The organism is Bacillus sp. FJAT-29814 (assembly GCF_001510715.1).
Taxonomy (GTDB): domain Bacteria; phylum Bacillota; class Bacilli; order Bacillales; family Cytobacillaceae; genus Neobacillus.
Window position 1 is genome coordinate 112,801 of record NZ_LMTJ01000007.1, and the last position, 22,649, is coordinate 135,449.

A 22,649-nucleotide genomic window follows, 5' to 3' on the forward strand; every position below is an offset into this window, starting at 1 on the left:
ATGCGGAATAAATACAGTTTTATCGTAATCATCTTGTTTGTTGCTGCCCTTATCCTTTCCTTTTATAGTCTTTTATCCAGGCCTTCCTTATTATCTGAGATTTGCCAAAATGGGGGCTGCGAAGAAACAAGCCAGCTGACAGCGGATATGGCCAAGGTGTTAGTCCAGGCGGAAATCTCCATCTCCTTCTATACCTATTATAAATTCGCTCTCGACCTTCTCACGGTCATCGTTTTCACGGTTCTGGCCTTTTTTATTCTTGCAAGAGGAAGTAAGACAAAAATGGGCATGTATACGTCCGTGCTGATGCTTTATATGGGAACAAGCTTTACCGTGGGAACACTTCCGTTAACAGGAGACGTTTGGGAATGGCCTGTGAAATTTCATCAGCTTATTGCGTGGGGCCTTTTTATCCCATTTTTCTTCCTGTTTCCCAATGGAAAGCCTACACCGAAATGGACCCTTTATTTATCCTTTTTATGGATTACAACCGAGATTCCGTATGCCTTATTTCCGAATTCGTTTTTAAACAGTCAAACGTGGCCGCCGGTCTTAAGCGGAATCTATTTCTTTGGTTTCTTGTTTGCCTGTATTTTTGCTCAAATTTTTCGCTATAAAAAAGCGGCCACATCGATTGAAAAGCTGCAGATCAAGTGGTTCATCTTTGCTTTGATTTTATTTGTCGGCAACATTTTCATTTCCGGCCTGACGGGATTTTTGCCGGAAGATTCCCATCCGCTTTTTATAAGCATTTTTTTCTTTGTTACCGTGGCTACTCAGGCATTGGCGCTTTGTTTGATACCCCTTTCCATTGCCTATGCCATTTTGAAATACCGGCTGTGGCAAATCGATTTGATTTTAAGCAGGACGGTAACTTATATAAGCCTCACCTTCATCGTTGTTTGTTTTTATGTCCTTTTTGTCAACGGGTTGGGAGCATTGTTCCGTGACCCGAATAATCTCGTCATTTCGCTCGTTTCAACAGGCATTATTGCCGTATTGTTTCAACCGCTCACCGCCTATTTGCAGCGGGGTATTAACCGTCTTATTTATGGAGACCGGGATGAGCCGTTAAAGATCCTGGCCAGGCTTGCCGATCAGCTGGAAGGCACACTGCCGATCCAACGTGTTTTGCCAACGGTATTGGAAACGACGATGCAGGCGCTAAAGCTGCCATTTATCGAAATTACCTTAAAAAATGGCATTTCGCATCATCTGGGTACGGCTTCCGGCGATGCTGCCATTTTCCCGTTGTTGCACCAGGGCGATGAGATCGGTTTATTGAAGGTAGGCTTTAGGACGGTTCATGAGGCTTTTTCAAAAAGAGACCTCAGGGTCCTGAACCATTTAGCCAAACAAATCGGGATTGCGGCCCATTCCGTTTTAATCAATACAGAATTGCAAAAATCCCGGGAAAAATTAGTATCCACCAGAGAAGAAGAACGAAGACGGCTGCGACGGGACTTACATGATGGCGTGGGCCCGAGCCTCGCCGCGCAAACGATTAAAGTAGGGGTGGCCAAACAGCTGCTCTATGACAATCCCAAAGCGGCGGAAGAACTGTTGTCTACGCTTGAGGAGGACCTTGGCCATACGTTGGCCGATATCCGCCATATTATCTATAACCTAAGGCCGCCGAGTCTCGACGATTTGGGACTATTAGGGGCTGTTAGAGAGTTTGCTGCTCAAGTAAAACGTCCGAATGGTGTGGGAAATCCATTTGCTATCAACATTACTACAAACCGATCGACATTCACCTTATCGGCAGCAGTTGAGGTGGCGGCGTTTAGAATCATCCAGGAGGCCGTCACCAATGTCATCCGCCACGCACAGGCAAGCAGCTGCAGGGTGGAGTTTCAGGTAGGAGAAAACGGGCTAAAGATTTTGATTGTCGATAATGGAAAGGGGATTGCCCCTAATGCCAAAAGAGGAGTAGGGCTATCCTCGATGAAGGAGAGGGCTGAGGAAGTCGGCGGAACCTGCCACATTATATCAGCAGAAAATAAGGGTACGAGATTAGAAGTTTATTTACCGAATATGGAGGAAGGCTATGGAATCAATAAAGGTATTAATTGTTGATGATCATTCATTGTTTCGTGACGGCTTAAGGGCGATGATACAGGCAAGCCCGGAAATCAGGTTAATTGGCGAGGCCAGTTCAGGGGAAGAAGCTATCAAATTGGCAATGGAATTGCAGCCAGATGTGATTTTGATGGACATCCAGATGCCTGGGATCAATGGGATTGAAGCTACGAGGCAAATCGTGAAAATGAGCCCACATATTGCCATTTTAGTCGTGACGATGCTCGAGGACGACTCCTCTGTTTTTGCGGCGATGCGGGCAGGGGCAAGAGGCTATATTTTAAAAGGCGCCAAGCATACCGATCTGCTGCGGGCGATTAAAGTCGTAACGGATGGCGAGGCAATCTTCAGCCCCGGCATCGCGGTGAAACTGGTCGAGTTTTTCAATCAAATGCAGCCAATCGTTCCGGTTCAAGTGTTTCCAGAATTAACGGATCGGGAGCGGGAGGTCTTGCAATTGATTGCCAATGGCCTGAAAAATGCCGAAATTGCGGAACGGTTATTTTTAAGTCCCAAAACCGTCCGTAACCACGTCAGTAACATCCTAAGCAAGCTCCAGGTAGTGGACAGGACAGAGGCGGCTCTTCGGGCAAAACAAGCAGGGTTATAGCGGAACAGGGGGACGCTTGTTTTTGTGTCTCCTCAATCTCCAGAATCCTCTGGTGAATATCAGGATGAATACCAGAATCGGCTAATAGTTTATGCGGTGAGAGAAAAATACGGAGTGTTTGGACAGAACTAAGTCTAGATAACGGGTGTCATCCAGACTACATTTTTATAACCTGCATAAACCGAAATTCCCCATTTTTCGCAGCGAAAATTAATAAAAACCCAACAGGTTCCTCTGGCTTTTTATACGAAACATGGCCGCATTTCGGGATAATCATGTATTCGGTGTTCGGGACATGATAAAGACCGGTAACGGGCAAAATAAGAAAAAAGTCAGGAGACACTGTCTCCTGACTTTTTCGTTATGCTGTTGTTCTAGAGGCACCTTTATCTAATTTTGCAGTTTTACGGATAAATGGGATCACCCAGCGGTCTAATCCGTAACGGCCAGCGTTGTAACCTGCTGCCAAGATGATAAAGCCTAAGAAGATGTCGGTTGGATTATGAGAAACAGTTCCAGCTAGGAAGAATGAGAAGTTCATCACTAGGCCGAAGAACATGGCAGCTGTAGTTAAACAACCTAATAGTAGACCTAAGCCGATAAGTGTTTCACCCCAAGGGACAATGACGTTAAAGATATCTACATTTGGAAGCGCGAAGCCTTTAAGGAATTCTACATACCAGCCGTAAACCACGCTGCCGTCAGGACCTTTTACAGGATTAGCGGTTACTCCTTTTAAGAATCCGGAAGCATCGAACCCGCCAGTGATTTTATGAAAACCTGCTGTAAACCAAGAGTATCCTAAATATAAACGAATAACTAGTAATAGTGTAGCGGAAATCTTATTTTCTCTTAAAAATTTGTTAAACATTTCTGTTTCCCCCTTATTTTTTCTAGCTCCGTATTAATGTTTGCTCCTTACATTTACAATATATAGCATTCTCCCTGTTATTAACATATCCACAGTGTTTAGTTCACAAATTGTTAATAATGCTTTGACAAATATTTGAACTTGCGGATAAGCCATGAATCTAGTGTATTCATTAAAAAACGATGGTATTTATATCCAACAAAAAGTAAAATTAGCATGTAGTTAGAAATTTGATAAGGGGCTGATCAGTTTGATCATCGTAACATCCGAAAATATTGCTAACCATAAAGTGACAGAAGTATTAGGACCTGTGTTTGGATTAACCGTCAGGGCAAGAGGAATCGGCAAAGATATCATGGCTTCTTTAAAGGGGCTGGTAGGCGGGGAAATAAACCAGTATACAGAAATGCTTGAAGATGCCAGAAAACAAGCGATTGACCGTATGGTTCAAAACGCTACAGCAATGGGAGCAAATGCCATCATTATGATGCGCTTTGACTCTGGTGAAATCGGCCAGAATATGAGTGAAATTGTCGCATATGGAACGGCTGTTATTGCGGAAAAGGAATAACCGATGAAATGGATTTTAGGCTTTTACGGTATCCAACTCATCATCCTGATTCTATTAATCATTGGATCCTGGCTCATTTGGGACCGCCGCTTCAAAACAAAACACGGGCAAAAAGTACCAAAAGGCTTCGTCCGAACAAATGAGGTTTCCATTGATCCAACCACAAATAAAAGACTAGTCGTTTATTTCAATTCTGAAACAGGAGAGCGCTTTTATAAAGAAGAATGAAAAAAGCCAGGAGAGCAGTGCCCTCCTGGCCTGTTCTTTATGCCGCTGTTCTTGACATGCCTTTCACCCTTTTAAGAATCCTACATAATCGACTGATAAAAAAACTTCGCAGATTGGGTGTATAGGCGGCATTTATGATATCGAACCTAGGATGAACATTTCCTCTCTGTCACAAATTGCCTTCCAATACTGCCATTTCTTAGATCCTGTTTAGGAAATAGAAGCCATATCATTGATATCGCCCCTATTTTTAAAATTTTCCTATATAATAGATAGGGACTTAGTACTATCGTTATATAGGAGGGTTTTGTTTGGCATCTTTTTTTCTTATAGTGGGATTTATCGTTTCCATCTATTTTCTTGTATCTGGGATCAACGGGTTAAGAAAAAGAAATTCGAAAGCAGGAATGAATTTCTTATGGATGGTCGTCGGGCTGATTATTTTGCTATTGGCATCCGGTAACTCGGTGATTATGGTTTTGTTTGTACTAGGCTTTTTCGCCTTTATTTTTTTCCTTATCTCTGGAATTCTCGCACTTATTAAAAGAAACGGGAAAGCTAAAAAGAGATTTCTTCTCATGTTAGGGGCAATGGTTCTCTGGTTAGGAAGTGCCGCAATATTTCCTTCAGATAAAAAAGAGACTACCATACAGGCATCAGAGGAAAAAGTGAAAGCCAAAACTGATGCAAAGGAAAAAGCAGCTGCGTTAGCTAAAAAGGAAGCAGAGGAAAAAGCAAAGCAAGAGGCCGAAGCCAAAGCTAAAGCAGAAGAAGAGGCGAAAGTGAAAGCAGAGGCGGAAGCTAAGGCAAAAGCAGAAGAAGAGGCTAAGGCTAAAGCGGAGGCTGAAGCTCAGGCAAGGGCAGAAGCAGAAGCTAAGGCTAAAGCGGAGGCTGAAGCTCAGGCAAGGGCAGAAGCAGAAGCTAAGGCTAAAGCGGAGGCTGAAGCTCAGGCAAAGGCACAGCAGCAACAAGCTACATCGACTACCTCAGGACAGACATCATTTGCAAACTGCACTGAACTCAATAAAGTATATCCAAATGGAGTGGCATCAGACCATCCGGCTTATAAATCGAGAATGGACCGGGATAATGATGGCTATGCTTGTGAAAGAAACTAATGGGCTCAGGGGCAAAATAGAAAAAGAGATTGGGGCTCCAATCTCTTTTTTTATTTGCAATAAATAGCAGGGAACGTATTAATTCCTGCTTACATAGCATATGTATTAGGACATGCTGCGTGTACTTTTAGAACGGTTATTTAATCTCATTTTCCATATGGTTGCAAAGGAGGGAACGAATAAAGTTGGCTTGGTTCAGTTCTTTCTTAATTTTAAATTTGATCGGAATAAGTACAAATATAGATAATATTGGTGTTGGAATGGCCTATGGGCTTAAAAAAATGAAAATACCTGTTTGGTTTAACATAATCATTAATACCATTGGATTCTTTACTACAATCATTGGGGTATTTTTAGGCTATGTCATTTCACAATTTATCTCTCAAAAGGAAACTGGGCTCGTATCGTTTTGTATATTGTTCTGCATTGGAGTATTCACCATTTATAATGATTGGTTTGTTTCTAAAAAAAGAGAGATAAAAATACAAAAGCTTAGTATTCGACAGGCTGTTTTACTAGGATTTACACTTTCCATCACAAACATTGCTAGCGGAGCTGGGGCAACGGTTGCATACAATTCAGTTATCTGGTCAGTGATCTTTAGTATTACTGTCTGGGGTTATATAGCGATATGGTTTGGAAATTCTGTTGGTAATAGAGTATTCTCTAGTATTTTGGGTCATTACTCTCCACTTATTGCTGGGTTTATTTTAATTATTATCGGGTTTAAGCAATTATTTTAACCTTTGTTGAAACTTCCTCTTTTGACTGCCATAACCACTCTTCTTCGATTAGAAGGCCATTCATTTAAAGTCTTAAATAATTTAACGACCATTTATTGAAAGGATAAAGCTTAGAGTATGCTAACCCTTATTTTTTCATCGATCGTTTTTTTTGCAGCAACAAACATTGATGACATTTTCCTCTTAATGACCTGGTTCTCACAAGCAAAGACAACAGAACAGAAACGCTTTATTGTAGCTGGACAATACCTTGGTTTTATTCTTATTCTAATCATAAGTTTTATTGGAGCATTAGGGACCTTACTCGTTCCTAAAGCATGGATAGGTGTACTTGGATTCATTCCAATCTATTTTGGAATACAATCATTGATATCTTTGGGCCAAAAGAGGAAAGAGCATTCTATTCGATTTTTTTGGTTAATAAAAACGGCGACAGTCACATTTGCTAATGGTGTTGATAATATCGGTGTCTATATTCCTTTCTTCTCAGCCAATAGTTTGTGGAAAATTATCATGATTGTGATCATCTTTTTAGCACTTGTAGCAGTCTTTTGTTTTGTAGCCAATACCCTTGTACATCAACCGTTAATAGCTCAGACTTTAGAACGCAACGGACACATTATTGTTCCCCTTGTCTTAATAGGACTAGGTACTTTTATTTTGATTAAACACGATACGTTCGGTTACGTTTTTAACCTCTAATTCCATTCATTTTGAATTTGTCCAACACCATAGCCGGAAGCATAGAAAAAGCCAGAAGAACCGTGTCTCCTGGCTTTTTCTTTATGCCGTTGTTCTTGTTGCACCTTTGTCATTGCCTAGTTTAGAAGTTTTGCGGATGAACGGAATCACCCAGCGGTCTAAGCCGTAGCGGCCGGCGTTGTAGCCTGCTGCCAAGATAATGAAGCCTAAGAAAATGTCTGTTGGGTTGTGGGATACGGTACCTGCCAAGAAGAATGAGAAGTTCATCACTAGCCCGAAGAACATCGCCGCTGTGGTTAAGCAGCCTAATAGTAGGCCCAAGCCCACCAGCAATTCACCCCAAGGTATTAACACGTTGAACAAGTCGACTTTTGGAATCGCAAAACCTTTTAGAAATTCTATATACCAGCCATAAACCATGCTGCCGTCAGGACCTTTGACCGGATTGGCAACTGCCCCTTTTAGGTATCCACCGGCATCAAAACCACCAGTTATTTTATGAAGACCTGCTGTGAACCAAGAATAACCGAGATATAAACGAATCACTAGTAATAGTGCAGCTGCAATCTTATTTTCCCTTAAAAATTTGTTAAACATTTTAGTTTCCCCCTTTAATTTCTTGCTCCGTATTAATGTTCGCCCCTTACATTTACAATATATAGCATCTTTACCATTAATAACATAGTCATAGTGTTAAGTTCACAAAGTCTTAATAATAGTTTGACAAATATTTGAATTAGTCAGTAAACAGCTGATCTGTTGTTCCAAAATGGGCGATTCCTTCATTTTCGGCCCATTCTCCTTTATATTTTTGATGAAGAGTTCAGATTGGAAAATAATTGATCATTCGCCATTTGGTTAAACTAATTGAAAGAAACTAGGAGGTTCACACATGAGCAAAGAGGAATTTTTAAAAAGGGCAGTAAAAAATATGGATAGAGACGTGGAATACCATTATTCCAACGCTGGTGATTCCAAGAAAGTAGAAATTTCTGATGGGGATAAAGATTCTGGTTCTGAAACAGAAGGAAGGTTTAATTAGTAGTTGGCAAAAAACAAGAGGTACCTCAGCACCCCTTGTTCATCAAAAGCAGATTAACCTGCTCCACTTAAATATGCATAACCCGCCGAATAACCTTCGTTTCCAGTTCGGAAACATGATGGTCCTCCCGCTCCCTCGGCCGTTCAATTTCGACGGGCAGGTCCATGGCGATCTTGCCCTTTTCTAGCAAGAGGATGCGGTCGGCCAGGGAGATGGCTTCGGCTACGTCATGGGTGACAAGAAACGCGGTGAAACGGTGTTCGTTCCACAGCTTTAAGATGAGCTGGTGCATTTCCAACCGGGTAAAGGCATCCAATGCGCCCAGCGGCTCGTCAAGCAATAACAGCTTGGGCCGGCTGATTAATGCGCGCGCCAGCGATACCCGCTGCTTTTGTCCGCCTGATAAGACGTGCGGCCACTCATTTTCACGGCCCTTCAGCCCCACTTGCTCCAGCATCTTCAGGGCTTGGTTTCGCTTTTCTTCCTTCGATAATGACGCCTGATCATTCAGGCCAATCTCTACATTTTCGACAACCGTCATCCACGGCAGCAGCCGCGACTCCTGGAACATCACCCGTACCTCCGGGTTGATTCCCTTAATGGTCTGCTCATTTAACTGAATTTCCCCCGTTGTAGGTTCATCCAGCCCGGCCAACAGCCGCAAGAACGTACTTTTTCCACAGCCACTGCGGCCGACGATGGAAATAAATTCGCCTTGCTGCACTGTCAGGTCGAGCTTCTCGAGCACCGATACACTGCCAAATGATTTCGAAATCTGCGTGACCTGAAGACCTGCTCCCTGTTCCATGTGTTTCACCTCAAACCTATTTCTGTTTTGCATAACTTGGATGCCATTTCAACGTCTTTTCCTCAATAACCTTCGCCAGCACATCGGCAAGCTTCCCGAGCAGCGCGTAAATAATAATACTTAAGATGATGACATCCGTCTTCATAAACTCCCTGGCATTCATCGCCATGTACCCAATCCCTGAGTCCGAGGCAATCGTTTCCGCCACGATGAGTGTCAGCCACATCAATCCCAGTGCATAGCGCAGGCCCACGAAAATCGATGGCAGCGCTCCCGGCAGGATAATTTTTCGAAAAAGCTCCCAGGAACGAAGTCCGTACACACGGCCCATTTCGATCAAGCCGCGGTCAACGGTCCGAATCCCGTGGTAGGTGTTTACATAGATCGGGAACAGGACCCCGAGCGACACAAGAAAAATCTTAGCGGTCTCGCCAATTCCGAGCCAAATGATAATCAGCGGAATTAACGCCAAATGCGGGACATTCCGAATCATTTGAATCGTGGAATCAAAAAACTTACCGGCAAACGGGAATAGTCCGTTAATTAATCCTAAAATAAACCCTATGCCGCCGCCGATGAGCAGCCCGACCAGTGCCCGGTACGTACTGATCCCGAGATGGTGAAGCAGGACGCCGGACTGCAGCTCCTCTATGAATGTTCCAACGATGGCAGTCGGTGCCGGAAACAATCGCGATGGGATCCATTCAGTGCTTGAAGCGATTTGCCAAAGGATCAATAGCAGCACTGGCAACACCCACGGCACGATTCCTTCCATTGTCTTATTTTTCTTCATTGCTCTCCCCTATTTCACACTTTCCGGTAGCCATTCAGGATTTTTCGTAATCGAGTCGGAAACGGAAATTTCTTTTTCAATTAAGCCTTCTTGCAAAAAGATATCGGCAATATCCTGCTGTTCTGCCGCTACTTTATCGGTGATTTCTTGGACACCAAAGGTGCGGCGTTCAACGGTCTTCTCTAATGCTTTCACCGGAATGCCCAGAGCATCAGCAAGCATTTTGGCCACTTCTTTCTTATTTTCGTTCGCCCATTGGTCGGATTTATTTAACTCTTCTAAAATAGTCTTCAACACATCACTATGATTCTTTGAAAAATCTTCTGTCGCGAAAAGATAGGTCCGATTGTTTGTATACCCATCTCCGTTAATCAAGATTTTTGGATTGACGTCATCCTGCAGTACCGCCAGGAACGGGTCCCAAAAACCTAAAGCGTCGACACGTTTTGATTCGAACGCGGCACGGCCTTCAGAGGCGTCCTTAACCCAGGCAAACTCTACGTCCTTCGTGGATAGTCCCTCTTTTTGCAATGCTTTCATGAGTAAGTAATGGGAATTCCACCCTTTACCAATCGCAATCTTTTTCCCTTTTAAGTCCTTCACCGATTTGATATTGGAATCGCCTTGGACAATAATCGCCAGACCTTCAGGGTTTGGATGCTCGGAAGCAACGTATACAAGCGGCATACCAGATGCTTGAGCAAATACCGCATTCGCATCAGCGGCATGGCCGAAATCAATATTATTGGTGTTGAGCGCCTCCAGCAGAGCGCCACCTGTCGGCATTTCCACCCATTCTACTTTTATATTTTTCTTTTCCAAAGCTTTGTCCAGATTGCCGCGCGATTTCAGGATATGTAAAATATTCCCCTTTTGAAATCCGATTTTGACGGTTTCTGTCGATTTAGCCTCTCCACCTGTTGCTTTTGAAGAAGTTTCTGTTTTTTCGCCACAGGCTGCCAGCACAAAAACCATGAGAATGGCGATGAGCCAATTGATTCCTTTCTTCATGTTGTTTCCCCCTCTGTTTTAATTATTGAAAAATTTACAACATTACCAAATTATAAATATTATAAATCGGTTAGTCAAATAAGTTTACTCGGATTTTCACACTAAAGTAATAAAGTTGACAGGAAAAGTGGGAATTATTAAACTTGGTAAAGTTAGAAAATTTAATTTTTATAGAAAAAGAGGATGGGACATGACAAATCAAGTGGAGAATGTACAGTTAAGCTATGGCAAAAAGGATGCACCTGTAAAGGTAGAAGTGTTTTTAAATTTAGCTTGCCCATATTGCGCATCGTATTTTGCGATGGCGGAGGAGGTCCTGCCGGAGTACCTGGAAAACGGCCAAGTACAGTATATTGTCAAACATTACGATAAGCCTCGGGAAATGCTGCTCATTGGGGCCTTAATTAACACGCACCTCGATTATGAAAATCCGGATCGGGTAAGAGAAATCATGAAGGAATTATTTGCCGAGCAAAGCACATGGGACAAGTGGACAAACCACGACATCAAGCACATGCTCGCAGAAAGATATGGGCTAAAAGAAGAACCAAACAACATCGACACCAGCCTAAACGTCATCGCTGAAGCCATTCGCCGCGGCGTAAAAATGGTGCCAACCGTCTTCATCAACAACAAGGAATATCAATATCCAACAGAAATCTCAGCCACTGAACTCAGAGCTGAAATCGAAGCGGCATTGACGCAGGCGTAAGCGGACGTGGGGCGAAAAAAAAGCCAGGGGGAAGGTTCCCTGGCCTTTTCTTTATGCGACTGTTATAATGCTTTGACAAATATTTGAACTAGTGAACAAACGGACTTCGCATATATAAAAAAGGGAAGTGTTGACAACACTCCTCCAGGCAATTCCATAAATGTTCGATCATCAGGGGGGCACATAGCTGTGCTTCCCACGGGGTAAAGGTGTTTCTTGAAAATCAGGTGGTGACAAGCATCGATAATCTATTTCCCTTTTGGTTGTATTTTCTCCAATTGTTTTATTGCTTTTTGGATTTCCTTATCCATTTCGGCGGCAATCCTTTGTTTTTCTTCTTTATTGTTTTCGAGTTTCATCTCTTCTAGTAGTTGGTCAGCATATTGTCGTAAAGCTAGGACTCTTTTATTCTTTTCCTCTTCGGTATATTGCTCCAGCAGTTTAGCGGAGTTACTCATTTCTAACTCCAGCTCTTCTTTTAAACGGGCCTTCTGCTGCTCTTTTTCAGTCATAATCGCCTTCTCAATTGAACTTATTGATTCCTTCCCCTTTTTATTAAACCAATTTGTTAACAGCGCATTGACGTCCTGATCCGCAAAGGCAACTCCGATATTTCCAACAATCAAGCCGCTTAAAATCAGAACTCCAACAAAAATTTTTAGGTTAATAGGCTTCCTTCTTTTAAACTTTTCTTTCCTAGCCATACCAAACCGCCTCCATGGTTACCTTAGGGCCTCACAGGAAGCGAGACCCTAATGATGGTTTTAATTTTGATTGATATTATCACGGACAGTAGCATTCAAGTCTTCCATTGCCTGGTCTAAACGCTTTTGCGCCTCGTCGGAAATGAACCTTTGTTGAGCTTGGACCAGCTCATCCTTCTTTGCCGTAATCAGCGTTCGTAATTCGGCAATTTTGGCATCAATCGCGTCTTTAATTTCCTGTTTCGTTGCCGAGCTTTCGGAATCTAATTGATTAAGTAAATCTTGCTTGGCATAGTAAATCGCATCTTCCAATTCCCTAATCGCGTCAAATTCAACTGATGCCAATTGTGAGTTCATATCTACGTAAGCATCCCATCCAACTTTTTCTGTATAAGCTGTTAAGTCACTGGAGGCTTTTGTCAATGCTTGATCGCCTGCATCATTAATGGTCGTTTTGGCCTCTGCTAAAATGGCATCAAACTGTTCATCCATATACCCTGAAATCTCCGCCTTTTTATCCTTCAACGCCTTCAGATGTTCATTTTTAGCCTTATTAACTTCTGTTCTGACCCTTCCAATTTCACTTGTTTTTGTTCCATTAATGCTGGTCGTGGCAGCAGTTTTTAAACCGTTATAATCCGAGTTCATAGCCGCCGGGATTTGGGTTGTCGCGTCCGTTGTTGCCTGTGATAAAATCGCATCTGAGGAATTTTTAAATTTGGCATTATACCAACCTTGTAAAATACCGCCAGCATTCGAACCAGCAAATGCAGCACCAACACCTGATAATAATCCCACTGCCACAACACCTGTAACGACTTTTGTTTTAAGTGATTTCATAATAAACATTCATCCTTTACATTTTTTTATTAAAGAACACGATAAGTTCCTTTAATCATTTTTGTTCTTCCAAAACTCCCGCTAGAATATCTTCCGTATCTTGAGTTATTTGTGCCATTTCCCTAGCTTTTGCTTGTTCCTTATAAAGCCTCAGTTCTTGTTCTTTTTGCTTTTTGAGATTTTCCTTTGTCTCTTGGAGCTGCCGGATATATTGACCCCGATGTTCCTCCATCGACTTTGCGGAATCAGCAGTCATTTTTATTTGGAATTGCCTGATTTGCTCTTCAGCCTGTTTTGCAGCATGTTGAATGTCAGTAGAAAACCTTTCCAGAGAAGAGTTAATTTCGTTCGTTGTAGCGGTCTCCAGCTCACTGCTTTTTTCTAAAAAAGAAGCCTGAAACCAAGCTGAAATGGCTGTAGTTACATCTGAAATCGCATATGTCGTTCCCGCCCCTACTACCACGCATAAAAGTAGAACACTCGCTGCGATTTTTTTCATTTTCACCGCTCCCCTCCCCCAACTTGTTCGTTATATTGAACTTACAAATTCATTGTATTATACTCAAATATAAATATAAAACGTCAAATTTTGGCAAGTATTGGTAAAATGATAGGAATTTGGCGTATTACCATTAAATTACTCTCTTTTTCTTAGTTTTTTGTTCACTATATAAAACAAGTCGTTAAATATATTGAACAAATAAATCGAAAATGAAAAGAACAATAATTATCTACTACAGAAGTAAACAAATTAAAAAATAAAGGTAAATGGTAAAAAAGAAGAAAAAGTGCTGGTTTAACGAACGGGGGCTTTTCTTTAACGAGGGTAAAGCCTGATTCCTATTCAAGTAACGTTTACCGCTTTTGAAAATACTGTAAAAAAAGTAAAATTTATGATATAATATTAGTAACCCGTTGGTTAGTTTGGAGGTGTTATGATGATTTGGATTTATATATTTACACCTGTCATTATATTAGCCGGAATAGCCATTTATTTTGACAAAAAATCTGGAGCGACTTCACCAGATGAACGAACAGCTGATAAGTTAGAGGAATATCCACCAGAAAATCCTTTCGGACCCTATTTTGGACCTTAAAATGATTCAAAGAAAATGTGAAGGACTATAATGAAACGGGTAGCGTTCAATAAGCTAGCTAATATGGATCAAAAAGAGCTCAGGTGAACTGAGCTCTTTTTATTTTTATTGCAAAACAGATACATTTTCGGGTTTTTGCGATAGGAAACGGAACCCTGTAACCACTTATGCCCTCTTTTCATGCAGGAAAATCGAACCATTCTCGTAGGAGAAAAGATTCGTTTCTTGCAGATTACGAAGAAAAACGACAAAAAGTGTATATTTACCTCGAATCCTGTCAATGAAAATGTCGTTAAGAGGAAAGGGGGTGAGACAATGCACTTCCGTCATTTTCTTATACCAGCACTTATGATGGGCGCCGCCCTATTTTTGCCAGGAAATGCCTTAGCTGAGAAGAGCGATCAAAATGGACGGTTACATTCCAATAAGGTCATGGTACAACCTTCCGAAGCAAAGAAGAACCCAGCTGCACAAGCTAAGGTTCCTGTAAATGTTGAAAGTCCTAAACCAGTAGAAAAAACGGTATCGTTGCCTGAACAAGCAAAGGCAGTTAAACATGTTCCTTCCAATGCCGCTCCTAAAAAGGCCGTTGCCAATCAAGCTGTCAATGAAACAGTAAAAGCTTTGCCGGCGCAGGCCAATGGGAACGGATATGGTTTGTCAGACAAAAAACAAGCCGGAAATCCGCAAGGCCCGGAGAAACAGGCCGCTGTCGAGGAAAAGGACAGCGTGATGGAACCGCAACAACTAAATGATGTGGCTGATCCCCCTGTTCATGAGGCTAAGGTTAAAGTCAAAGCGACGAAACTTCAGCCTCAACAGGAAGAGCCAAACATTTCTATTAGTAAAGACGAGACGAGCATACAACAACCTTCGCCAGTTCCGGCAGAAGAGGACAAGGTTCCTTCCAGTAAGGAAAAACAGCCGCCTCCTGTTGAGCAGGCCATGAACACGAACCCGACACAACGTTCAACCAATACCGGCGGCTCAGCAAATGACCGAGTGATCACGGGAATCGGAACGACTAGTTTGGTAGATAAGTGGTTTGAGTGGAATAAGTACTTTGAATTGAGACTTGTCCAGCCATTCCTGTCTCGCTATGCATTACTGAATACTCAATGGGTGAACGCCCCGCCTTCACCACCACCGCAAGCAGCTCCTTTTTTAAAAACCGTTAACCGAAGCTAAATGCCACGGAATACGAATATTAAAGGAGCGAACTTGATCATGAAACATTATTTAAACACTAATAAAATTATGAAATCTTTTGTATTGGCTGGAGCAGTGTCGTTTGGCGTTTTTGCCGGAGCACATTTTACCGAGGCGTCTGGACCTGATAAGGGACACAACGTTCAAGTAAAAATTGAGCAGAAAGTGAAAGTTAACGGGAATGGGAAGCAGCATCCTGGACTAGCAGCCAAATCTCAAGCGAGTGTAAGTGCCAGTGAAACGGCAAAAAAGCATGCTAATCCAAACTCAGCCGTACTCGGCAAGATTGGCAAATTAGGAGAAGCGGCAACAGAAGAAACGACGGCACCAGAGGTACCGGTAGAAGAACCTGTTGCTGAAGAGCCAGTCATTGAGGAAGCTCCGGTGCAAGAGCCTGTTGTTGAAGAGCCGGTCATTGAGGAAGCTCCGGAACAAGAACCTACAGTAGAGGAGAACGTTGACGTCAATACGGAAGTTACTGTAGAAGAGCAAGGTACGGAAGTTGAAGTGGAAGCTGAAGACGCTCTTAGTGAGGATTCGAAAGCGACAGAAGATGATGCTGAAGCCACTACAGAGGATACCGAAGATGCCGGAGAAAATTCTGATTCAAAGAATGTCGTTGATGAGCATAAAGGAATCGTAAACTCGAAAAATGAAGATGATGATGATTCAGACGAAGACGAAGATGAGACAGAAAAAGATCCTGAACCGAAGGTAAATCCTTCAGTTGCAAACAAAATCAACTCACAAGCTTACGAACATGCAAGTGATACGGCTAAAGCTCATGCGAATGCAAATGCAGCCGTCCATGCTTCTGGAGAAGTTTCTGATGAAGTTGTCTCTGAAGAGGAAGTTGAAGTAGCTACTGAAGTGACTGTGGAAGACACTACTGAGGTTGTGGCGGAAGAATCTACTGATGCTACAGAAGAAGACACTGCCGAGGTTGTTACCGAGGAATCCGCGGATGCTACAGAAGAGGACACTACCGAGGTTGTTGCTGAGGAATCCACTGAAACTGTAGTAGAAGGCGATGAAGCAGTTGTAACAACTGAAGCCACCGAAGAAGCAACAGCTGATGCAACTGAAGAAACAACTGACGCCGTGGAAGAAGCAGAAGCGGTTGTTGCAGAAGATGTGACTGTTGAAGCAGAAACTGAAGAAGCAGTTGAGGCAGAAACTGAAGTCGTTACTGATGAAACTGCAGAAGTAACTGAAGAAGCAACAGTTATTACGGAAACAGTAAACCCATCCGTAGCAAACAAAGCTAAAGCACAAGCAAGCGTAAAAGCTAGCGCACAAGCAAAAGCTGTCGCTGCTCCCAATTCAGCTGTACAAGCTGTTACTGTAGAAGACACGGATGCAGTTGTTGTAAATGAAGAAACAACTGACGAAGCAGCTGTTGAAGCTACAACTGTTGAAGTTGAATAATTTGTATCTTTCGGGAAAAAGCTACTGGCTAATTCCTTAAATACAAGCAATGCCCGACTAGCTCTCTTCTGCTAGTCGGGCATTTTCACGGGTAAAACCTCATATTCACATATGCCAGAAGCAGATACTACGCTCTCTTGACTCTGTTTCCCTCGGCCCCTATTTTATCTTCCTCCAGAGTGTACTTCTACTGATCCCCAGTCTCTCTGCTGCTTTGGATTGGTTGTAATTTTCTTCAGATAATACCTGATTAATGATATCCCTGTTAATTTCATCAAGAGTCTTATTTAAATCAATGGAATTCAAAGCATGATGGAAATTGGGTGTATGTTCATTTGCGAGAACTTTCTGCACGGTTTCAGCGTTTATATAATAGGAATCAGTCAGGATAATTAGCTCTTCCATCACCCTTTTTAATTGATCAATATTATTCGACCATTGAAAGTCCTGAAGCAGCTTTATGGCATGATGGTCCAAACCAATTACCTGCTTCCCGTACTTAAGGATTAGGTCCCCTAGAAAAAGACTTGCGAGACTTGGAATATCCTCTTTTCTCTGATTTAAATTAGGCATGTGAATAGGAAATGCATTCAGCTTATTTTTCAAAAAATCGAAAAAAGAACCCTGCTCAAATAATTTAGACTGGACGCCGATTAACGAAAAAATAAATCGATTTCTCTTATGAACCTTCGTTTGAAGGAAATAAGACTCAAGAAGCCCTTGATAGGCATCATCCATTAAATGCAAATTTTTGATGTAAATAGTAAAATCAGCACCTGCAAATTCGGACTTCTCAGATTCAAAAAGATAAGTCCATTTCTGTTCATTCATATACTTCGCATCAATGACAATAAAAGGATTATGGTTTAAATGACTATGCTGAAAAATAGCATGAGCCAAAGTATCTTTACCTGTCCCCTTCTCTCCAAAAATAATAATCGGAGATCGTGTCATGGAATAGGCCTTCGCATCCTCAATCACATTTCTAACCAATTCGCTTGATGTAAAAAACGTTTCGAAATTAACATGTGCGGTATCTGTAATATTTTTTAAAACAATTGCTTTATCGAGTGGCTTGAAGGCTGATTTTTGGTTTTCAACATAAAAGGTCAGATAAGTCGAATCGTCGAAAGTTTGCAATTCCCCTTTGATGTTTACTACGCTTTTATCAAATTTTTTGAGAACTTTAAACCCCTTCTTTTTCAATAGAGTGTCTGACAGATTTTCAATTTCTTTAATGATTGCGTGATAATCATCTATATTTTCCGGAATATTGGAATAAACAACTTTTTTATTCGCATTAAAGGTAATGACTGATACGTTGGAATCCTCAATGATTTTTTTCATCAACATGTTTTTATGTTCCATTTTCCTAATAAGCTTGTGCAATTTAATCACTTCATCAAATGCACTGGTCACACTCTCCCTTCCAGACGTGACAAGGATCGTATTAAGGCCAAGCTTCTTGGCATGATTAATGGTGACAACGTCGCCGACAATCAAACTGACTCCCAATTCCTTTAACTCCGTTAAACAATCTTGAATTTCAGAGATATCAGTAATAGTCTTGATTTCCACATAATCCCCATTCATTTGACAGATAATGTTCGCGGTGTCAGTAATACTTTTATAACCGACAATGACAAACCTTCCGACATAATTTTGCGCAAGCTTAATGGCCATTAACATATCAATAATAGATAGCTTAATATCGATGACCGGAAGATCGGTTACAGTTCGAATCAGTTCTGCTGTCCCAGCACGGGAAATGATGGCATCGTAACCCTTGTCTTTAAGGGCCTTTACCACCTCGACACCCTCTAGCATATCTGCCTCAACAGTGTCTACTACAAGATCGTTTCTTTCTTTTGCTACTTCATTAATTAAATCTTTTAATCCATTATAAGGTGCAACAGCTAATATTTTTAACGTATCCATTTTCTCAACCTCAAGGTACCAATTTAAAACAATTCTATCACACCTTTTCAAATATGTTCTATTTAGAAACATATTTTTTAAAAAAATCTTAAAAAATATAGTTTTCTAAAAAAGTGTTTCAAAATTAAACATAATTGTGACAGTTTTGTGTTGTAAACGCTTTTATACAATACTATTATTATTTTTGTGAAACAGTTACTTACAAAACAATTCGGGGGGAGAAAGATGAAAGCAGCTTTTGTTGTTGACAAAAATAAAGTAGAAATCAGAGATATCGATGTCCCTGCTATCAAGGATGACGAAGTGCTAATCAAGGTAAAAACAGTTGGGGTATGCGGATCGGATCTTCATTTATTCAAGGGAACCCACGCCTTTAGAAAACCGCCTGTCATTTTAGGGCACGAGATTGCAGGAGAAGTTGTAGAAATTGGACACAACGTGACAAAATTCAAAGTAGGTGACCGGGTAACGGTTGAACCGCATGTCGGCTGTGGCGAGTGTGAATTTTGCATTCGAGGCTTAGTCAATATTTGTACCAACAAAAAGGCCCCTGGAACGCCAGGTTGGATCGGAACCTTTGCGGAGTACTTTAATGCCCCAGAAAAGGCAGTTTATAAAATCGAAGAAAATATCAGCTACGAAATGGGAACATTGGTTGAACCGCTTGCAGTTGCGGTGCATGCTCTTGACCGTGTAACCGTAAAAGAAAAGGACAGCATCGCGATCTTAGGTTCAGGCACAATTGGCTTGCTGACATTAGTGGCAGCAAGGGAAGCCGGCTATAAAAATATCATTTGTACAGATACACAGGAATTTAACCTTGAAATGGCCAAAAAGCAGGGTGCAACACTCGCACTTAACCCATTGAAAGAAGATGTGGTGGCAAAGGTTAGAGAATTTACAAACGGACGCGGAGTCGATGTCGCCATCGTAACAGCAGACGCAAAGGTGATTGTTGACCAAGCCTCCTCTATGGTAAGAAAAAGAGGCGAAGTGGGCATCGTTGCCATGATTACAGAGGAAATCCCAGTACACACCTACAATTTTGTATTCAATGAGATTACTCTTTTCGGTGCAATGACCTATGAAACAAAAGATTTCGCCAAAGCAAACGAAATGATCATGAACGGCCTTGACTTAAGCGACTTTGTCACTCAAAGGCTTCCATTAGATGAATCTCAACAAGCATTGGATATTTTAAATGAAAAGAAAGAAAATGTTGTCAAAATAATCGTCGAAGTTAGCAAATAAAACATAGGGGGTAAGTAATTATATGAAGAAAAAATTATCGGCACTATTATTATTTGTATTGATGATCTCCACTGTCCTTGCAGGATGCTCCGGTTCCGGCAGCGAGAAAGCGGATGCAGGCAAAAAAGCGGACGCAAAAGGCGAGGCTGTTGTATTAAAGCTTGGCCACATCCAATCAGAGAACGACCTTTGGCATAAAGGAGCTCTAAAGTTTAAAGAAGAAGTAGAAAAGAAGTCAAACGGCTCTATCAAAATTGAAGTATATCCAAACTCTACTTTAGGCGGAGACCGTGATATGGCAGAAGGCCTTCAGGTGGGGACACTTGACTTTGCATTAATCGCAGGGGTACTTGGAAACTTCGAACCATCGATTCAATTATTGGAATTGCCTTATCTTTTTAACAGCGAAGAAGAGTACAACAAAGTTATCCATGGCAAAGTCGGCAAAGAGATTAGCGATCGCGTATTGAATGCAGCTGATATCCGAATCCTGAACTTCTGGGATCGCGGTCCAAGACACGTAACATCCAACAAACCGATTAATAGCTTAGAAGATATTAAAGGGTTGAAAATCAGAATTCCTGAAATCAAAGCAATGGAAGTAACTTGGAAAGCAATGGGCGCTTCCCCGACAACAATGGCATGGAATGAAGTGTATACCGGCCTTGAGCAAAACGTTATCGAAGCTCAAGAAAACCCGATTCCATTTATCTATGGCGGCAGAATCCAAGAAGTTCAAAAGAATTTAGCGCTGACTGCACATAAATATGAATATGTAACACTTTCCATGAGCGAAATGGCATGGGGCAAGCTTTCTGAAGATCAGCAAAAAGTGATCACTGAAGCAGCTAAAGTTGCAACTGATTACGAAAATAAATTGGTCAAAGATGAAACTACAAAACTACTTGAAACAATGAAGAGCGAAGGCCTGAAGGTAACAACTCCAGATACAAAAGAATTTGCCACAGCTGCCAAAAAAGCTCATAAAGAGTTTGCCAAAACGATTGATCTAGATTTATACAATCAAATCTTAGATGCTATTAAAAAATAAACCAAAACGAGTGGGAGTGAAGGTTATCTTTACTCCCCTCAAATTTCCATCATGATGAAGGAGGGGTATGTGTGAAGAAGTTAGATAATATCATCGTGAAAGTGATATATGTTCTTTGTGCCAGCTTGATGGGACTCATGGCAGTCGTCATTACAGCTCAGGTTTTATCCAGATACATTCTCGGCAGCCCGCTAACTTGGTCTGAAGAGTTAGGAAGATTTACATTCGTATGGATTTCCTTCCTTGGAATGGCAGTAGGAATTAATAAAGGCTCCCATATCGCATTGGATCTGTTAGTGACGAAACTAAAAGGGGTCAGCAAGAAAGTCCTTTTGGCTATTAATAATGCACTTGTTAGTATATTTGGAATTCTTTTTACCTATAGCGGCTTTCTGCTCGTGGAATTAGGGGCAAGACAGACAAGCCCATCTTTAAATTTGCCAATGAATTTAGTCTACATTGTCATTCCAATCTCAGGAATCATTTTAGTCTACTTTGTCATTAGCGAAACAGTTCAAATGTTCCAAAGAAAGGAGGATACCGTATAATGGCTGCGATATTATTCGGACTGTTTATCCTATTCCTGATTCTTGGCGTTCCCATTGGCTTTGTTTTATCTCTATCATCCATCGGTGCGATTTTTCAAGCTGACCTTCCACCGATCCTCTTGAGCCAACGGTTTTTCTCGGCGTTAAACTCGTTTCCATTGATGGCCATCCCGTTATTCATGCTGGCCGGCTCCATTATGGGTCATGGCGGCATAACAAGAAGGATTATCGACTTCGCTCTATCCATTGTTGGGAGCATTAGAGGAGCATTAGCCCATGTAGTAGCTGTAACCGGTGTCATCATGGGAGGTATTTCTGGTTCTGGGGTAGCGGACACTGCAGCATTGGCTTCGGTCATGATTCCAGAAATGAAAAAGAGAAAATATGATGTAGGTTTTTCTGCTGCGCTTGTTGCGGCATCAGGCAGTATCGCCCTGATTATTCCCCCAAGTATCGCGTTAATTATATATGGGGTAACGACTCAGGCTTCTATCGGAGACTTATTCATGGCCGGGATTATCCCGGGACTACTGATGGGCGGCGGATTTTTCTTATACTCTTATTACGTGGCTAAGAAGAACAACTACCCTAATGAAGGAACTGTATCCGCAAAAGGGATTTGGACCAGTTTCAAATCGGCATTCTGGGCTTTGGCGATGCCAGTCATTATTATCGTCGGCATTAAAGGCGGTGCGTTTACGGCAACTGAAGGCGGAGCGATCATCTCAGCCTACGCCCTGATTATAAGCATGTTCATTTATAAAGAAATTAAATTAAAAGACTTGCCAAAAATTTGCTTTGAGGCTGCGATCAGTACAGCGGTTATTTCGACAATTATCGCTGCCACTTCCCTATTTAGCTGGCTGCTAGCAAGCCAACAAATACCGCAGCATATTACGTCAGCTCTATTAGGAATTACGGAAAATAAAATCCTGTTATTGCTTATTATTAACCTGATACTGTTGGTTGTTGGAATGTTCCTGGACAGCGGTCCGGCTATCATGCTATTGGCTCCAATCCTTGCACCGGTTGCCACCAATTTAGGAGTCGACCCGGTACAGTTTGGCCTCATCATGGTCATTAACCTGACCATCGGTTTATTAACGCCTCCTGTAGGGACATCGATGTACGTGGCAAGTAATATTTCGGGAGTGCCAATTCTGCAGCTTTCGAAAAAGCTCATTCCATTCTGGCTAATCATGATTGCCGTATTGCTATTAATCACCTATGTGCCAGCCATAACAACGATGGTCATTAAATAGTTTTCTATACAGCACGGTGTTCAAATTATC

At 41.8% G+C, this 22,649-nt stretch carries 25 protein-coding genes; 16 read left to right on the forward strand and 9 right to left on the reverse strand.

From position 1 onward, the window contains the following. Both AR334_RS19460 and AR334_RS19465 read left to right on the forward strand, forming a co-directional pair. Positions 1–2,079: a GAF domain-containing sensor histidine kinase gene (locus AR334_RS19460; protein WP_066315842.1), complete on the forward strand. Its 2,079-nt coding sequence runs from the start codon at positions 1–3 to the stop codon at positions 2,077–2,079. Beyond that, positions 2,051–2,692 (forward strand): response regulator transcription factor, encoded by a 642-nt coding sequence (locus AR334_RS19465; RefSeq protein WP_066315845.1) that lies wholly within the window; start codon positions 2,051–2,053, stop codon positions 2,690–2,692. Before AR334_RS19460 ends, AR334_RS19465 begins: the two co-directional genes overlap by 29 nt. 361 nt (positions 2,693–3,053) lie before the next feature. Here the strand turns inward: AR334_RS19465 and AR334_RS19475 are convergent, their stop codons facing one another. Then, on the reverse strand, positions 3,054–3,563 hold the full coding sequence (locus AR334_RS19475; RefSeq protein WP_066315854.1) for a DoxX family membrane protein: 510 nt from the start codon (positions 3,561–3,563) through the stop codon (positions 3,054–3,056). Between the two features lie 250 nt (positions 3,564–3,813). On the opposite strand from AR334_RS19475, the gene AR334_RS19480 reads away from it, so the two are divergent. The 5 genes from AR334_RS19480 (at position 3,814) to AR334_RS19500 (ending at position 6,925) form a co-directional block, all read left to right on the forward strand. After that, a complete protein-coding gene (locus AR334_RS19480) occupies positions 3,814–4,134 on the forward strand; it encodes a YbjQ family protein (RefSeq protein ID WP_066315857.1) in 321 nt (106 codons plus the stop codon). Between the two features lie 3 nt (positions 4,135–4,137). After that, on the forward strand, positions 4,138–4,362 hold the full coding sequence (locus AR334_RS19485; protein WP_066315860.1) for a hypothetical protein: 225 nt from the start codon (positions 4,138–4,140) through the stop codon (positions 4,360–4,362). A gap of 311 nt (positions 4,363–4,673) precedes the next feature. Further along, positions 4,674–5,480, forward strand: coding sequence for a cell envelope integrity protein TolA (tolA, locus tag AR334_RS19490; protein WP_066315870.1), 807 nt, complete (start codon positions 4,674–4,676; stop codon positions 5,478–5,480). A gap of 185 nt (positions 5,481–5,665) precedes the next feature. After that, positions 5,666–6,223, forward strand: a complete 558-nt coding sequence (locus tag AR334_RS19495; protein WP_066315872.1) for a manganese efflux pump — start codon at positions 5,666–5,668, stop codon at positions 6,221–6,223. 117 nt (positions 6,224–6,340) lie between these two features. Next, positions 6,341–6,925 carry a cadmium resistance transporter gene (locus tag AR334_RS19500; protein ID WP_066315874.1) on the forward strand — a complete coding sequence of 195 codons (585 nt, stop codon included), beginning with the start codon at positions 6,341–6,343 and terminating at the stop codon, positions 6,923–6,925. An 81-nt stretch (positions 6,926–7,006) separates the two neighbouring features. On the opposite strand, the gene AR334_RS19505 is transcribed toward AR334_RS19500, so the two are convergent. After that, the gene (locus AR334_RS19505; protein ID WP_066315885.1) at positions 7,007–7,522 is read right to left on the reverse strand and encodes a DoxX family membrane protein; all 516 of its coding nucleotides are present in this window, start codon (positions 7,520–7,522) and stop codon (positions 7,007–7,009) included. 295 nt (positions 7,523–7,817) lie between these two features. On the opposite strand from AR334_RS19505, the gene AR334_RS29595 reads away from it, so the two are divergent. Further along, the gene (locus AR334_RS29595) at positions 7,818–7,967 is read left to right on the forward strand and encodes a hypothetical protein (protein ID WP_156431329.1); all 150 of its coding nucleotides are present in this window, start codon (positions 7,818–7,820) and stop codon (positions 7,965–7,967) included. A gap of 67 nt (positions 7,968–8,034) precedes the next feature. Here AR334_RS29595 and AR334_RS19510 read toward each other — a convergent pair whose 3' ends face one another. The 3 genes from AR334_RS19510 to AR334_RS29605 are packed head-to-tail and all read right to left on the reverse strand — an operon-like array spanning position 8,035 to position 10,579. Then, positions 8,035–8,775 (reverse strand): ABC transporter ATP-binding protein, encoded by a 741-nt coding sequence (locus AR334_RS19510; protein ID WP_066315895.1) that lies wholly within the window; start codon positions 8,773–8,775, stop codon positions 8,035–8,037. A gap of 16 nt (positions 8,776–8,791) precedes the next feature. Beyond that, the gene (gene ssuC / locus AR334_RS29600) at positions 8,792–9,568 is read right to left on the reverse strand and encodes an aliphatic sulfonate ABC transporter permease SsuC (RefSeq protein WP_066315898.1); all 777 of its coding nucleotides are present in this window, start codon (positions 9,566–9,568) and stop codon (positions 8,792–8,794) included. Between the two features lie 9 nt (positions 9,569–9,577). Next, entirely contained in the window at positions 9,578–10,579 is a 1,002-nt protein-coding gene (locus AR334_RS29605; protein WP_066315905.1) for an aliphatic sulfonate ABC transporter substrate-binding protein, read from the reverse strand. Positions 10,580–10,769: 190 nt separating this feature from the next. Between AR334_RS29605 and AR334_RS19525 the strand changes: the two genes are divergently transcribed. Further along, a complete protein-coding gene (locus AR334_RS19525; protein ID WP_066315911.1) occupies positions 10,770–11,291 on the forward strand; it encodes a thioredoxin domain-containing protein in 522 nt (173 codons plus the stop codon). 248 nt (positions 11,292–11,539) lie between these two features. On the opposite strand, the gene AR334_RS19530 is transcribed toward AR334_RS19525, so the two are convergent. The 3 genes from AR334_RS19530 to AR334_RS19540 are packed head-to-tail and all read right to left on the reverse strand — an operon-like array spanning position 11,540 to position 13,340. Then, positions 11,540–11,995 (reverse strand): hypothetical protein, encoded by a 456-nt coding sequence (locus tag AR334_RS19530; RefSeq protein ID WP_066315914.1) that lies wholly within the window; start codon positions 11,993–11,995, stop codon positions 11,540–11,542. Between the two features lie 60 nt (positions 11,996–12,055). Beyond that, positions 12,056–12,835, reverse strand: coding sequence for a hypothetical protein (locus AR334_RS19535; protein WP_066315916.1), 780 nt, complete (start codon positions 12,833–12,835; stop codon positions 12,056–12,058). Between the two features lie 55 nt (positions 12,836–12,890). Beyond that, positions 12,891–13,340: a hypothetical protein gene (locus AR334_RS19540; RefSeq protein ID WP_156431330.1), complete on the reverse strand. Its 450-nt coding sequence runs from the start codon at positions 13,338–13,340 to the stop codon at positions 12,891–12,893. 430 nt (positions 13,341–13,770) lie between these two features. Between AR334_RS19540 and AR334_RS29610 the strand changes: the two genes are divergently transcribed. From AR334_RS29610 to AR334_RS19550, 3 genes are all read left to right on the forward strand, one after another. Then, positions 13,771–13,932: a hypothetical protein gene (locus AR334_RS29610; protein ID WP_172799264.1), complete on the forward strand. Its 162-nt coding sequence runs from the start codon at positions 13,771–13,773 to the stop codon at positions 13,930–13,932. A 315-nt stretch (positions 13,933–14,247) separates the two neighbouring features. Then, positions 14,248–15,120: a hypothetical protein gene (locus tag AR334_RS19545; RefSeq protein ID WP_066315923.1), complete on the forward strand. Its 873-nt coding sequence runs from the start codon at positions 14,248–14,250 to the stop codon at positions 15,118–15,120. Between the two features lie 39 nt (positions 15,121–15,159). Further along, positions 15,160–16,569 (forward strand): hypothetical protein, encoded by a 1,410-nt coding sequence (locus AR334_RS19550; RefSeq protein ID WP_066315927.1) that lies wholly within the window; start codon positions 15,160–15,162, stop codon positions 16,567–16,569. Between the two features lie 159 nt (positions 16,570–16,728). Here AR334_RS19550 and AR334_RS19555 read toward each other — a convergent pair whose 3' ends face one another. Continuing rightward, the gene (locus AR334_RS19555; protein WP_066315937.1) at positions 16,729–18,507 is read right to left on the reverse strand and encodes a sigma-54-dependent Fis family transcriptional regulator; all 1,779 of its coding nucleotides are present in this window, start codon (positions 18,505–18,507) and stop codon (positions 16,729–16,731) included. 225 nt (positions 18,508–18,732) lie between these two features. Between AR334_RS19555 and AR334_RS19560 the strand changes: the two genes are divergently transcribed. From AR334_RS19560 to AR334_RS19575, 4 genes are all read left to right on the forward strand, one after another. Continuing rightward, positions 18,733–19,758 (forward strand): zinc-binding dehydrogenase, encoded by a 1,026-nt coding sequence (locus AR334_RS19560; protein WP_066315942.1) that lies wholly within the window; start codon positions 18,733–18,735, stop codon positions 19,756–19,758. 22 nt (positions 19,759–19,780) lie between these two features. Beyond that, entirely contained in the window at positions 19,781–20,809 is a 1,029-nt protein-coding gene (locus AR334_RS19565) for a TRAP transporter substrate-binding protein (protein ID WP_066315949.1), read from the forward strand. A 71-nt stretch (positions 20,810–20,880) separates the two neighbouring features. After that, complete coding sequence (locus AR334_RS19570; protein ID WP_066315958.1) at positions 20,881–21,357, forward strand: TRAP transporter small permease; 477 nt, start codon at positions 20,881–20,883, stop codon at positions 21,355–21,357. Continuing rightward, a complete protein-coding gene (locus AR334_RS19575) occupies positions 21,357–22,619 on the forward strand; it encodes a TRAP transporter large permease (RefSeq protein WP_216638034.1) in 1,263 nt (420 codons plus the stop codon). The genes AR334_RS19570 and AR334_RS19575 overlap by 1 nt, the downstream gene beginning before the upstream one ends. The last annotated feature ends 30 nt before the right edge of the window (positions 22,620–22,649 follow it).

Excerpts from the sequence above, each read along its gene's own strand:
- AR334_RS19460 (WP_066315842.1), top strand. The coding sequence starts at position 1 with ATGCGGAATAAATACAGTTTTATCGTAATCATCTTGTTTGTTGCTGCC.
- AR334_RS19465 (WP_066315845.1), top strand. The coding sequence starts at position 2,051 with ATGGAATCAATAAAGGTATTAATTGTTGATGATCATTCATTGTTTCGT.
- AR334_RS19475 (WP_066315854.1), bottom strand. The coding sequence starts at position 3,563 with ATGTTTAACAAATTTTTAAGAGAAAATAAGATTTCCGCTACACTATTA.
- AR334_RS19485 (WP_066315860.1), top strand. The coding sequence starts at position 4,138 with ATGAAATGGATTTTAGGCTTTTACGGTATCCAACTCATCATCCTGATT.
- AR334_RS19500 (WP_066315874.1), top strand. The coding sequence starts at position 6,341 with ATGCTAACCCTTATTTTTTCATCGATCGTTTTTTTTGCAGCAACAAAC.
- AR334_RS19505 (WP_066315885.1), bottom strand. The coding sequence starts at position 7,522 with ATGTTTAACAAATTTTTAAGGGAAAATAAGATTGCAGCTGCACTATTA.
- AR334_RS29595 (WP_156431329.1), top strand. The coding sequence starts at position 7,818 with ATGAGCAAAGAGGAATTTTTAAAAAGGGCAGTAAAAAATATGGATAGA.
- AR334_RS19510 (WP_066315895.1), bottom strand. The coding sequence starts at position 8,775 with ATGGAACAGGGAGCAGGTCTTCAGGTCACGCAGATTTCGAAATCATTT.
- ssuC (WP_066315898.1), bottom strand. The coding sequence starts at position 9,568 with ATGAAGAAAAATAAGACAATGGAAGGAATCGTGCCGTGGGTGTTGCCA.
- AR334_RS29605 (WP_066315905.1), bottom strand. The coding sequence starts at position 10,579 with ATGAAGAAAGGAATCAATTGGCTCATCGCCATTCTCATGGTTTTTGTG.
- AR334_RS19525 (WP_066315911.1), top strand. The coding sequence starts at position 10,770 with ATGACAAATCAAGTGGAGAATGTACAGTTAAGCTATGGCAAAAAGGAT.
- AR334_RS19530 (WP_066315914.1), bottom strand. The coding sequence starts at position 11,995 with ATGGCTAGGAAAGAAAAGTTTAAAAGAAGGAAGCCTATTAACCTAAAA.
- AR334_RS19535 (WP_066315916.1), bottom strand. The coding sequence starts at position 12,835 with ATGAAATCACTTAAAACAAAAGTCGTTACAGGTGTTGTGGCAGTGGGA.
- AR334_RS29610 (WP_172799264.1), top strand. The coding sequence starts at position 13,771 with ATGATGATTTGGATTTATATATTTACACCTGTCATTATATTAGCCGGA.
- AR334_RS19545 (WP_066315923.1), top strand. The coding sequence starts at position 14,248 with ATGCACTTCCGTCATTTTCTTATACCAGCACTTATGATGGGCGCCGCC.
- AR334_RS19550 (WP_066315927.1), top strand. The coding sequence starts at position 15,160 with ATGAAACATTATTTAAACACTAATAAAATTATGAAATCTTTTGTATTG.
- AR334_RS19555 (WP_066315937.1), bottom strand. The coding sequence starts at position 18,507 with ATGGATACGTTAAAAATATTAGCTGTTGCACCTTATAATGGATTAAAA.
- AR334_RS19560 (WP_066315942.1), top strand. The coding sequence starts at position 18,733 with ATGAAAGCAGCTTTTGTTGTTGACAAAAATAAAGTAGAAATCAGAGAT.
- AR334_RS19565 (WP_066315949.1), top strand. The coding sequence starts at position 19,781 with ATGAAGAAAAAATTATCGGCACTATTATTATTTGTATTGATGATCTCC.
- AR334_RS19575 (WP_216638034.1), top strand. The coding sequence starts at position 21,357 with ATGGCTGCGATATTATTCGGACTGTTTATCCTATTCCTGATTCTTGGC.